Source organism: Paraburkholderia sediminicola (assembly GCF_046026675.1).
GTDB lineage: Bacteria > Pseudomonadota > Gammaproteobacteria > Burkholderiales > Burkholderiaceae > Paraburkholderia > Paraburkholderia sediminicola_F.
In genome coordinates, this window is the sequence record NZ_JAQQEY010000003.1 from 169,103 (window position 1) to 180,963 (window position 11,861).

General features: G+C 58.8%; 7 protein-coding genes and 2 pseudogenes. 7 read left to right on the forward strand and 2 right to left on the reverse strand.

Annotation, left to right across the window (positions count from 1 at the left end; all coding sequences use genetic code 11):
• Positions 1-41: 41 nt before the first annotated feature.
• Together PQQ86_RS38935 and PQQ86_RS38940 are read left to right on the forward strand one after the other, a co-directional pair.
• Positions 42-1,394, forward strand: a complete 1,353-nt coding sequence (locus PQQ86_RS38935; RefSeq protein WP_408279584.1) for an MFS transporter — start codon at positions 42-44, stop codon at positions 1,392-1,394.
• A 151-nt stretch (positions 1,395-1,545) separates the two neighbouring features.
• Positions 1,546-2,682: a porin gene (locus PQQ86_RS38940; protein WP_408279585.1), complete on the forward strand. Its 1,137-nt coding sequence runs from the start codon at positions 1,546-1,548 to the stop codon at positions 2,680-2,682.
• Between the two features lie 53 nt (positions 2,683-2,735).
• On the opposite strand, the pseudogene PQQ86_RS38945 reads toward PQQ86_RS38940, so the two are convergent.
• A pseudogene (locus tag PQQ86_RS38945) lies at positions 2,736-3,011 on the reverse strand (IS6 family transposase); the annotation flags it as partial.
• A 204-nt stretch (positions 3,012-3,215) separates the two neighbouring features.
• Here PQQ86_RS38945 and PQQ86_RS38950 point away from each other — a divergent pair.
• The 5 genes and pseudogenes from PQQ86_RS38950 to PQQ86_RS38970 all read left to right on the forward strand — a co-directional run bounded on the left by PQQ86_RS38950 (position 3,216) and on the right by PQQ86_RS38970 (position 9,968).
• Positions 3,216-3,533 (forward strand): hypothetical protein, encoded by a 318-nt coding sequence (locus PQQ86_RS38950; protein ID WP_408279586.1) that lies wholly within the window; start codon positions 3,216-3,218, stop codon positions 3,531-3,533.
• Between the two features lie 965 nt (positions 3,534-4,498).
• Positions 4,499-6,052 (forward strand): EAL domain-containing protein, encoded by a 1,554-nt coding sequence (locus PQQ86_RS38955; protein ID WP_408279587.1) that lies wholly within the window; start codon positions 4,499-4,501, stop codon positions 6,050-6,052.
• Positions 6,053-6,161: 109 nt separating this feature from the next.
• Positions 6,162-6,428 (forward strand): annotated as a pseudogene (locus PQQ86_RS38960) (DDE-type integrase/transposase/recombinase); the annotation flags it as partial.
• Positions 6,429-6,879: 451 nt separating this feature from the next.
• Entirely contained in the window at positions 6,880-8,592 is a 1,713-nt protein-coding gene (locus PQQ86_RS38965; protein ID WP_408279588.1) for a M30 family zinc metallopeptidase, read from the forward strand.
• Positions 8,593-9,239: 647 nt separating this feature from the next.
• Positions 9,240-9,968, forward strand: coding sequence for a FadR/GntR family transcriptional regulator (locus tag PQQ86_RS38970; RefSeq protein ID WP_408279589.1), 729 nt, complete (start codon positions 9,240-9,242; stop codon positions 9,966-9,968).
• A 437-nt stretch (positions 9,969-10,405) separates the two neighbouring features.
• Here the strand turns inward: PQQ86_RS38970 and PQQ86_RS38975 are convergent, their stop codons facing one another.
• Positions 10,406-11,764, reverse strand: a complete 1,359-nt coding sequence (locus PQQ86_RS38975) for a sodium:solute symporter family protein (RefSeq protein ID WP_408279590.1) — start codon at positions 11,762-11,764, stop codon at positions 10,406-10,408.
• Positions 11,765-11,861: the final 97 nt, after the last annotated feature.

Here is an 11,861-nt window from a genome sequence, read left to right on the forward strand (position 1 = left end):
AAGCTTGACTCTTTCCACACAATAACCAGGAGACAAATATCGTGGCATCCCCCCTCATCGACGTAGTCGAGGTCATTGAACGCCAGAAGGTCGGCGCAGGGCAGTGCCTCGTGGTACTGCTGTGCGCGCTGTTGATGTTCCTCGACGGCTTCGACACGCAGGCGATCAGCTACATCGTGCCGGTGCTTTCGCGAGACTGGCATCTGTCGCGCGAAATTCTCGGCTCGATTTTTTCCGCTGCGCTGGTCGGTCTGATGGTCGGCTATCTTGCCATCGCGCCGCTGTCGGCACGCTTCGGCCACAAACGCATGATGTTGATGAGCACCGTGCTGTTCGCGGTGTTCACCATGCTGACCGTGTTCGCGACCAACGTCACCGAACTAATCGGTTTGCGCCTTCTGACGGGTATCGGCCTGGGTGCAGCCGCGCCGAGCGCTGTGGCGTTGACCTGTGAATTCGCACCGAAGCGGCTGCGCGCCACCTTCGTACTGCTCGTGTATTGCGGCTTCTCACTGGGCTTCGTCGTGGCCGGGCTCATCGCCGGTATGCTCATTCCTACGTACGGCTGGAAATCGCTGATGCTGGTCGGTGCGTTCGCGCCGCTCGCGCTAACGGTGCCGCTCGCATGGCTGCTGCCAGAATCGCTTTCATTCCTGCAACGGCGCCCGCAAGGCAATGAGCGAATGCGTGCCGTGTTGCGGCGGCTTTTCCCCCGTGTCGACGTGCCGGTCGGCAGCACGTTCCAACTCGAAGATCAGGGCGAGGCGCATGCGAGCGTCGCGGCGCTGGTCAGAGGGCGCACGTCGGCGGGCACGGTGCTGCTGTGGCTGATTTTCTTCCTGAATCTGGCCGAGTTCTACTTCATGCAGAGCTGGTTGCCCACCATGCTGACGGGGCTGGAGTATTCCCCCGCGACGATTGTCTGGGTTACGGCGCTGCCAACGATAGCGGGCGTGCTGTCGGCAGTGCCGCTTGGCCTTGCGATGGACCGCGTCGGCCCGTATGTGACGCTGACCGTGATGTACCTCGCGGGCTGCGTATTCATGTGGCTGGTGGGTGACGCGTTCTCGGGCAGCGTCGCCTGGCTGATGGTGATGATCTTTTGCGCCGGTTTCTGCATCAGCGGCGGACAGAAAAGCGTGATCGCACTCGCGGCTGTCTACTACCCGCTCAACCTGCGCTCGACAGGGGTGGGCTGGGCGCTCGGCATCGGCAGGCTCGGCGGCATCGCGGGGCCGCTGGTCGCGGGCATGCTCTATTCGGCGCATTGGACGCCTGCGGAAATCTTCCGTTTCTCGGCATGGCCCGTGCTTGTCGCCGGTATCGGCGTGTACGTGATGGGCCGTATCTACGGTTCCCGTCCGGTCGTTGTCGAGGCGGGCGCCACGCACTAGGCCGGAGAGCAGTTTCAGCCGGGAGTCCTTGCGCTTGCCGGCTGGTGCATCGAAGTACCCCTGTCGAAATAACCATCTAGAAAACCCAGCGATGTCCTCCGCTTTCTCGCTCTCCCGCGAGTAAGCGTGGATTCGTCATGTCGGAGACTTTATGAAAAAGACCAGAATCGCCTTGTTGACCCTGCCGCTTCTCGCGGGCGCGGCCCACGCCCAAAGTTCAGTCACGCTGTACGGCTTCGTCGATGCCGGACTCGTATATGTGAACAACCAGTCCGGGCACTCGAATGTGCAAATGGTCAACGGACCGACGAACGGCAGCCGCTGGGGCCTGCGCGGCAGCGAAAATCTCGGCGGTGGCCTGAAAGCGATCTTTACGCTGGAAAACGGCTTCGACACGTCGAACGGCAAGCTCCTGCAAGGTGGCCGTGAGTTCGGCCGCCAGGCATTCGTCGGCCTCAGCAGCAACACGTGGGGTGCGGTGACGCTCGGCCGCCAATATGACCCGATGACCGAGCTCATCGGCGCGATTGCCGCGACTTCGATGTGGGCATGGCTTGGTACGCATCCGGGCGATTTCGACAATCTCAACTCGACCTTTCGCGTGAACAACGCGCTGAAGTATCAATCGCCGAAGTTCCACGGGCTGCAAGCGGGCGGCATGTTCGCGCCCGGAGGGGTAGCGGGCAATTTCGCATCGGGGCGCGTCTACGCGCTCGGACTCAAGTACGTGAATGGTCCGCTGAGCGCTGCGCTCGCGTACGACAACATCAACAATCCTTCGGTATCCGTACTCGACAGCGCGCTTTCGCCTGGTCAGGCAGGCTACGTGAGTCCGAGCAGAACCCCCGTGTTCAACGGCTTCGCTTCGGCAAACGTGTGGCAGATTTTCGGCGCGGCGGCTTCTTACAAGATTGGTCAGGGCAGCATTGGACTCGTTTATACGAACGCGCGGTTCCAGGACATCCGGCGGACTGTGTCGACGTCGAACACCGGAAACGCGAGTTTCAACAGTTATGAGATCAATGGCCGCTATTACGTTACGCCCGCATTGCTGATCGGTGCGTCGTTCGACTACACGAAAGCGGCCCGGGCAAAATACGCACAGATCGACTTCGGTCCGAACTACTCGCTCTCCAAGCGTACTGACATCAATCTGGTTGGCGTGTGGCAGCACGCGTCAGGTGTCGATTCGACAGGACGTGCGGCGGTCGCGGCCATCAGCACCTTGGGTCAGTCGTCGACTCCGACGCAGACCGCTGTCAAGCTGTCATTGCGGCATCGTTTCTAAAGTCAGCATCGCGGGACTTCGTTAGCCTACGATGCATGCGAGCGCACCGGCGTGCCCCTGACCTTCACATAGGTTTCGTCCATCCGCCAGCTCTTGTCGACCGGGCGCCTGTAGCGGCGGAACGCCTTTTCAAGCACCGGCAGAAGCTTGTTGGCCCACCGGTGCACGGTCGAATGATCGACCGCGATCCCGCGTGCGGCCATCATCGCCCCGAGATTGCGCAGGCTCAGCGGGCAGGCCACTTACCAATGCACGCACACCAACATTATTTCGAGCGGACAGTGCAACCGCTTCAGCACTTTGGCTACCGCCGGACTCCGCGCTTTCATTTCACATCATTCTGTACGGTCCCGCAGCATACCGGCCTCTGCTACTGCAGCAGAACCTTTAATAGCGGGCAATCGAGATGGTTACGGTGTAACCGTTCCGTTCACCTTCAGGAAAGTCATGTGCTGCCGATAGTTGTAGCAAGGGAACGTGCCTGAACACCGCCACGGGTTTGCAGGAAATTGGATCCACGGCCTGAGGAGCCTATGGGTATATCGAACGCTGAAAAACAGCGCCGATTTAGGGCGCGCAATCTCGGACCTGGTGGCAACTTCGAGAGATTGACCGCGGTAATTCCTATAGCTACGAAGCGCCAGCTTGAGCGGTTAGCAAGTCATTACGGTCGTACCTTGGCCGGGATGATCGGGCTGTTGGTCCACGAGCGAACTGTGAGCCTGCTGAATTCGTTGAGTGAAGTCGAGCAAGAGGAGTTCTATAGTGAGGCCCCGATCCATAACCGTCGCGGCAGCGATGAATCGGCCTGCCACAAATATGACGATTTCGATTGCCATGAAGAATCGTAGGGGAACGGAGCCAAACCGACTTCAGAGGCGCGCGTCTCGATTGATCGAGCTATCAGGCTGTATGGATCGTATGTGCGGTCCGGGTGACGGGGGCGTCACTTCTCCAAGCTGCACTAGTTGCCGGAAAAGACTCATTCAAATATGGAAAGCGTTTGATGTTTATCTGCGATAGGTCTCTTTACGCTACGGCTCGCGCCATCGCTGTATCCGTGATGACGATACGAAAAGCACAACGAAGTAAAGACCCTCGCGACTTCCTGGTAGGCACCACAGATTGGCAAGCTGCGATGGAGGAATTTGGCCGCGACATTATTGCGGCGGTTGCTGAAGGTGCCGCGAGCATGGTCGCCGAGTGTGACCATGTTTCGCGAGTCGGACGGCGGGATTAGTCGAGGTTGCCCAGCCGTCGACGAAGTGTCCGGATTTTCCACGGACGAGTTAGTCCGACGGACGATCGAAGTTCAACGTTCGCGCTCGGCGTGGAAAACGGCCGCTTCATTGGACAGGTCCGGACCAGCATGCGGACCGGTGGTTTCGGGCTGGTCGACGCAGATTAACGCCTCGCTACCGGGGGGTGAGGAGACGAGAGGTAAGTTACGCATGTAAAGCAACGTGGCTGTCGGTCGGATGGGACGCGCTGTGCTACGCCCGATGTGGCTGGCCGACCGCGTTGTCTACAGGCGGCCGACGCAGAGGCCTCAAAGGCCGTGCGTTTACGCTTTCGACTCACGATTCATGGCAGACGGCTAGCTAACCGGCTGCGCTTCCCTGTTCGCAGATACTACCTCGACCCCAAGGACATTCGAGTCGCAGGGCAATAAACCGGCGTGCCAGTTTATCGAGTTGACATGCTCTTGACCATCGGGCAAACGATTGCGAGGTATCGCAAAAATTCATTGCTTGGGAGATGCGAACTGGCACGGATGCGATACACAACAACCAACCAGGAAGGGTCAAGCTGTACCATGAAAGCAGAACCGGAGTTACCATCGTCGAGGTTTGACGAGGCGTCTGTCTCTAAGCTTCAGCGGGGGCGCAAGCAGTGCCTGCTTGCCATCGTTTTAAATGCATTCCTAAATATATCAAGCGCTTATGCACAGGAACGTCGAGAGTTTGTGTCCGACCCTGTTGCCTCATCGCAGGCCGCAGAACCTTCGAAATCTGGCACCGATTGCGTAAATCATCAAGTGCTTCTTATCCCAGCGACATTGGGTGGAGCAACTGCACCTCCAATGAAGCTCGTCGATTTCGCCGGGTCAACGTGCAACTCTTTCATAAGCGCGCCGCAGCGCGAAGCTGGCGTTCGACGTTCGCCATCAAGTCATGCGCTAACCGATGCTCCGCAGCCGCTCACGGATCTCTCGACGGCCTTCATTGATACTAATGCGTCCGATACCAGCGGTTCGCCGGCGCAGGCCTCTGGTTCCAGGTTCACTGGTCTCGTCCCGGAATTTGTCAATCCTTCACCACCTGAAGGCGAGGAGGCTGGGGCTGAATCTATCGGATGCGAGCACGATCACGCTTGCGATCGAGGCGCCGTGGCAGCAGCGCCTGGCAGCGCGCCCGAATCGGCGCAGCCAAAGCTTGAGCCGACTGTTCGTCCGGCTGTAAATGTCAGCACACGCGTGAGTCGACGGGTGTTGGTGGGGATTGCAGCGTGGCTGGTTTCGTGGCTGGCGCTTACATGCCTGCTTATGCTTTGCTTCCGGGCGGTCTATCAGCGATACCTAACACCCGATGCCAAGCTTGTTCGTGCCGCCAAGGCAGGCCTCAGAAAGGGGGAGTTCCGCGTGGAATATCAGCCATTGGTTAGTCTGCGCGAAGGACGGTGCGTGGGGGTCGATGCGTTGATCCGATGGGACAACGTGGAATACGGGCGGTTGGGCCCGAGTCACTACATGAGTTGTATCGAGAAGAAGCCATTTATTCGCCCCCTCACTCGTTTCATTCTTTCGACCGCGGTTCGCGAACTCGGGCCGTTAGTGGCTTCCAAGTCGCTGCACATCGGAATCAAGGTTGCAGCCAGGCATGTCGAAAGTCCAACCTTCGTTTCAGATGTGATCGGGTCGGCAGGATCGATCCTCTCCCATCTGGTGTTGCAAATGCCCGAAGAACACTGTGCGACGCCAACAGAAGGCGTCCTTGATGCGGTCACCACGTTGAGAGCCAAGGGGGTGAGGTTAGCGATGTCCGGGGTAACCAATGTCGGCGCGTACTGGACCTTTCACAAGGCGTTTCAATTTGATCTGTTGAAGATTGATAGGAGCGTACTGGCTCTTGATGACGGCGAGCGACGGCAACGGCTGGCAACTCTTGTTTATGCCGCGCGGGAACTGGGCTCGATTGCGGTTGCCGAGGGAGTCGAGAGCGCCATTCACCACACCGAAGTCAATCGGTCCGGAACTGAGTTTGGGCAGGGTTTTTTCTACGGACGGACGATGGTTCTTAGCCTTTTGGCGACGTTCCTTGAAGCTGGCGGGAGTTCCGTGCGCGGAAGAAAGGTGCGACTCTGGAAGTAATTTGATTGCCCGATAGGGCTACAAGCTCCCTCTATGGCATCTCAGCTTTCCGCACTGCCCCCTCATACATGGCGGTTGACCCCTCGCTCAACGGACTGTGTACCGTCTGTTCGTCAAACGCTGGAATCGCCAGGCCATGACAGCCGGGCAGTTGTGGCGAGTTGACGAGACCTACGTGAAGATCCGTGGCAAATGGGCCTATCTTTACCGCGCCGGTGACCGGGCGGGCAAGACGGTCGATTTCCGGCTTAGCGCCAGGAGCGATGTGGTTGCGGCAAAGGTTTTCTTCTCGAAGGCGATCAGAGGTCAGGGGCGCACTCCGGCAACGATCATGTGGGACGACTACGCGGCGTACCGTCTCGCCTGTCCATCCCTGACATAGCGATGCACGGTGTTGCGCGATAAGCCCGTCTGCATCGCTTGTGCAACGCCTGTCAGAAGCAGCGGGAAAAGATTCGCCCGTAAGGCAGACTCCAGCGGCGTAGCCGGCACGGCCAGAACCCTAAATCAGCACTTTGACGTGCTTGGTCACACTGCCGCGCCATCAGTACCTGCTTCCCGTCATGCCCCGGCATCCCGGCTGGCTATAGGCACAGTTGGTTTCGGCCACATAGGCACTAAGCCTGAACATCGTAGCTAGGCATTTGGGAGGGCTGCAAAAATCCGAAGCGACGCGGCTACGGTATTCCGCCTCAAGTATGGCCCGGAAGTTGTCGATAACCACGGTGCGGTGCTTTTTTGGAACGTACCCACCCGGAGCTGGGACAACAGGTTACGGCTCCCAGGCCTCGGACATCAGCACCGGCTTACCACCATGGAGAAGAAGAATGCGCACTTCGCGCTTGAAGTCGTTTTTGGGGTATGTGGCAGCTATTGCTGTCGTTTTGAGTGTCGCTGGATGTGGGGGTGGTGGCGGTGGCAGTAGCGGAGGTGGCAGTAGCACGGGCGGTGGCTCGGGCTCAGGCGGCCCTTCGACGACCGTTTCACCATCGGCAGATGGCAAGCTCCATGCAGCGTGCAGCAACTGCGGCGCAAGCAGCGATTCAGCATACTCGGGCAGCGGCACTGGGCTGTGGCAAGCAATCAACGCGGGCACAGCCCCCGTCGATGTTCCAGTGGCGATCAGCGGACTGTCGGGTAACAAACTGACGTACGTCTTCACAAACGAAGGCGGCAATCAGGCGATGCCGGCAATTCGCGCGAGCAGCAGTGAGATGAGCGCCGTATCGGCATCACTCTTGCCAGCTTCCGCGACGCGTCCTGGCGAAGACCCGAAGGTTTCAGCCATCGCGCAGTTCAACGCAAAGGGCTGGGCAGACCTCGCTGCAAGCCAGTGGCGCGGTCCTTGGAACTCGGCGCTAGTGGCAGCATCCGCTGCTCCGTTGCGCTCGGTAGTGACCTACAACATGGGCGATACGCGCTCCTTCTATGACAGCGACTACTCGCAGCGGTTGACGAACCTGCGCGCCACGGCAAAGACAGCTGACGGTACGACCGTTAATGTGTGGGTCGAGTCGAGCGAATGGGGCACAGGGAAGATGACCCAGGCGATTGTGGACAATCTGCTCTCCAAGTACGCTTCGGCAGGTGGTGTGTACGACATGGTGACCAGCGTTGGTGGGAAGCTGTATGGTCCCAACGATAGCTCGGTTATGATTGATGGCACGAACCAGCCTATCGACCTCGTGGTGTTCAACTTTAACCCCGATTCTAAGCCTTACGGGATGGTTGGGTACTTCCACGGGCTTAACAATTTCAAGAAAGGTTCAGGTCAAGCTGCATACAGTAACGAGTCCATTTCGCAGTATTTGGATTCGGAAACGCTGTATCTGGGAGCCGCGGCCGGGCTGCAGGCAATGCAGACGACGATGGCTCATGAAAGCACACACATGCAGAACTTTTATCGTCGCGCGATTCTGATGGGCTCGCAGTATGCCTACGAAACGTGGTTGGAAGAAATGTCGGCGATGATGATGGAAGATTGGGTGAGCTTTAACATCGACAACACGCACAACGCGGTTCGTGATGGCCGATACCTCTCCTATGTGGGGTGGCAAGGTCAGGGTTCGTACAACTGCTCGTTGAACGTCTGGACACCGATGGGAACCGACTGCGACAGCTACTCGGTTGCTGGCACTTTCGGCGGATTCCTGAATCGCCAGCTGGGCCTGAATTTCTACAAGGCTTTGCTGACGAACAAAAACAAGACTGCGTCGATGGACATCCTCAACGATGTTCTTAACCAGTTCAGCCCGGGTATGACTGTTGCGCTTGAACTGCGCCATATGACCGCCACGGTCGAAGGCCAGATTCCGTTGTCGGCAGGTTTCCCTGATTACAGCTTCGGGCAACGTGCAGAAGGTGGCTTTACGCTATCGCAAATCGACCCGAGCGCGTTGGCCCGCAACATTTCGGCAGCTGTGCCGGGCGTCCTGCAAGGTCTAGCAAGCTTCCCGGTCCAACGTTCAAGCGTTTCGGGCACCTACCAGGAGACGGTGCGCGTTCCTCCGGGCACAACGCTGACTGTTGTTGTCGACTGACCGCGTCGAACATGATTTAATCGCTACGCCCCTACACAGGGGAGCAGTTCTTTCCTGCGACGCTTTCGATATCGAATCCGATGCTAAAACGCCTAATCCCTGCGTTGCTGCTTCCCCTGCTGACTTGCGCGTGCGCTGCACAGCCTGCTGTCGGGCAGCATCTCGTAGTGTCTGGAAAACTGGTTCTTCGCGGCAATGACCCGTTCACGGTGCCTGTGGTGTACGACACGACGGGGTCTTGGGAGCTGGAGGGGGTCGCGCGTGAAGACGCCAGTCGGCTGCAGAACACTGAAGTTGCAGCTGAGGGGGTTGTCATCCGTACCGGCATGAATGGCCAGTCGCCCGCTCTTAAGGTCTCCACGCTCAAGCCATTGATGCGCTGAGCGCGCTGCCGGATTTGAGCCGAGGCATTTCCTCTCCGCCACAGGAGCATACATCCAGCGACGCGAATCATGTCAAAGCGAAGCTGACCGAAGCTCTTGGTGTGCCGCGAAACCACTGGACTTATTCGGGTTGCATTCGCCGCTTGCGATATGCTTAGCGTGCCGCCCCGCCTGGCATGTTGAAGTGGGAAACGCATGGGGCGACGCAGGAATGTCTTGAAGGAAACAACGCTGTCCCTCCGCGTCGCCTGTCACATATCAGACATGGGCACGCAACGTCCTCATCTGAAGCGCAATCTGCGCGATCAACTGGTCCACGATCTGGGTCGCGGCGTCGTATGCGGCGACCTGAAGCCTGGGGACGTCCTTCCTACGGAGGGCGAGTTGCTGGCGCACTACCAGGTCAGCCGAACCGTGCTGCGAGAAGCACTGCAAGTGCTGTCGGCGAAGGGGCTCGTCGATCCGCGGCAGCGACGCGGGACCACCGTGCTGCCCCGCTCGGAATGGAACCAGCTCGACCACAGCCTGCTCGAATGGCACGGCGAATCCAATGTGGCCGACGTGGCGCTGCAGCAGTTGATGGAAGTGCGGCGGATCGTCGAGCCGGCAGCGGCGGCATCAGCGGCGCAACGCGCGGGGTCAGCGGAGCGTGAGCGAATTAGTGGGGCTTACGCGGGGATGGAATCGTCACAGGGTGACGTCGAGGCGTTCGCCGCTGCGGATCTCGAGTTTCATACGGCTATTCTCGAGGCGAGCGGGAACCAGTTTTTGCTACCTATCGTGCAAGCGATTCGGACGACACTTGCTGCCTCGATCAGGATCACCAATCAAATGCCCGAAGAAAACCGGCGGGTTTCCTTGCCGCTGCATGGCGCCATTCTCGAAGCCATTGTCGCTGGTGATGCGTCAGGCGCGTCCCGCGCAATGCAGCTCCATCTCGATGACACTGAGCGCAGACGCGCTCGCGCAGCAGGAGTGCGAGCCTCGTCCTGACCGAGCGATAACGCGACACGCAGAACATGCGACAGACGCCGACCCGTTTGCAAGAGCGATCTCGATGCGCGCCACGATAGACTGTCCGCGAGTGAACAGAGGTCTATGGGGACTTGTTTGTCAAGCCGTTTGGTCACGTGAAGGGCTTGAGCTCCATGGCGGCCGCCTGCAGGTTGTTTAGCGCGTAAGACGTAGCGTGAGAGGGCGATCGATCCTGATCCGAGGTCGGGGTGTGTCGAGGGTTTGAGTCGGTGCTCACCGCGTCAACAGCGCGCGAACCTAATTTCCGTTTGGCGCTATCAAAAACGCAGCATGAATTCGGCAAAGGCCTCCGAGTTAAGCGGGCGGCTGACCAGATAACCCTGCTCTAGGCCCCCGACTCCTCGCTACCCGCTTCTCGTTCAGGTTTGAGCGTGGCGTGCCATGTGCGCGTCCCCTCAGACTGTTCGTGCCGATCGGCGTCCTAGCAGCTTGCCGCCCAGCAGAAAGGAGGCGGGTACAAGAATCGCGATATAAATGTCGTCGAACCAGGGGTCGCCGAGCGCGAACCAGATAGAGGTCGCGACGACGCTGCAGATCAGTCCCGCGGACGCCGTCCGGTCATTTCTGCATGCCGGCAGATAAAACATGAACACGGCTACTACTGCAATGCTGGAGCGTAACGCCCGGGCGAAAAAGATGGTGTGAAGCAGACCGGGTACGAACAGCGCAAAGGGAATGGGCAGTAATCCAACAGCAATGGAGACCGCACGCGTAGCAGCCAGCTTCCGTTCCTCACGCGGTTGGGTCAACGGGATAACGAAGTCCGACATGATCAGCGCAGTGGTCCCGACCTGGCACGCCAGAATGGTCACGAAGGTGACCGCCACAATGCCCATGACGCCGACGCCCGCAAGCCAGGGCGGCATCACCGCGAAAAAGGCGGGCAGTGCCTGGACGGCAGGGATGCCGGGGAAAATGCCACGTGCGGCGATGCCGATAAAGGCAGCCAGCAGGCCGGCGGGAATGAAGAATGTCGCCGCGATAAAGCTGGCTCGGCGCGCTTGAGCCGCACTTCCTAGAGAGCTGATGCATTGGATCACGTATTGGGTCGCGAAAATTGCACCGATATTCGATACGGTCCACGAAAGCAGCGTGTTAGGGGCAATACCGTGCAGCGAATAAAGACTATCGGGAATGCGAGCGAGCGCCAGGGGATCGTGTCGCAACGTCGCGTAGGCGAAACCAGCCAGCACGAACAGACTCACGAATTTGAAAAACATGTGAATCAGATTGGAGACACCCACGCCGCGGATTCCGCCGAGCGTCACGTTCACGATGGATGCTACCCCGATGATGGATACCCCGGCTTGCACGGAGATGCCTAGAATGGCCGCAAAAATCACGCCGCCGCCCGTGAATGCCGCGACGTTCACGACCACGAGCGCATAGACCATGATGAGCGACACGACAGTTCGCGTGCGCTGACCGTATGCTTGCGCCAACGCGCCGGAAATCGTGTATTCACCGGTCTTCTGGAATTTCGGGGCTAGCAGGAATCCGTACAGTACAAAGGCTATACCGAGGGAAATGACGTTCCAGGACGCGGCAAGACCATGCGAATACGCCGATTCCGCCGTGCCGAGCGTCGAGCCTGTGGCGACAAATTCCGACATCAGAAGTATCCCGACCACGAAGGGCCCCATCATGTTTTTTGCGCTCATGAAGGACGAGGTGTCGGTGGTGTATTTCGCCGAAAGTGTGCCGACGAACGTAGTGAGCGCGATGTACGTTACTACGATCGCCATGATGATCATCGATTGATGCATGTAAGAGTCTCCGTTTATTTTTTGTGCGGGTCAGGTGGCGTTGGGGTTTCAACGCCAGTGCTACGTGATCGGTGCGATGCGCGCG

Excerpts from the sequence above, each read along its gene's own strand:
- PQQ86_RS38940 (WP_408279585.1), top strand. The coding sequence starts at position 1,546 with ATGAAAAAGACCAGAATCGCCTTGTTGACCCTGCCGCTTCTCGCGGGC.
- PQQ86_RS38950 (WP_408279586.1), top strand. The coding sequence starts at position 3,216 with ATGGGTATATCGAACGCTGAAAAACAGCGCCGATTTAGGGCGCGCAAT.
- PQQ86_RS38955 (WP_408279587.1), top strand. The coding sequence starts at position 4,499 with ATGAAAGCAGAACCGGAGTTACCATCGTCGAGGTTTGACGAGGCGTCT.
- PQQ86_RS38965 (WP_408279588.1), top strand. The coding sequence starts at position 6,880 with ATGCGCACTTCGCGCTTGAAGTCGTTTTTGGGGTATGTGGCAGCTATT.
- PQQ86_RS38970 (WP_408279589.1), top strand. The coding sequence starts at position 9,240 with ATGGGCACGCAACGTCCTCATCTGAAGCGCAATCTGCGCGATCAACTG.
- PQQ86_RS38975 (WP_408279590.1), bottom strand. The coding sequence starts at position 11,764 with ATGATCATCATGGCGATCGTAGTAACGTACATCGCGCTCACTACGTTC.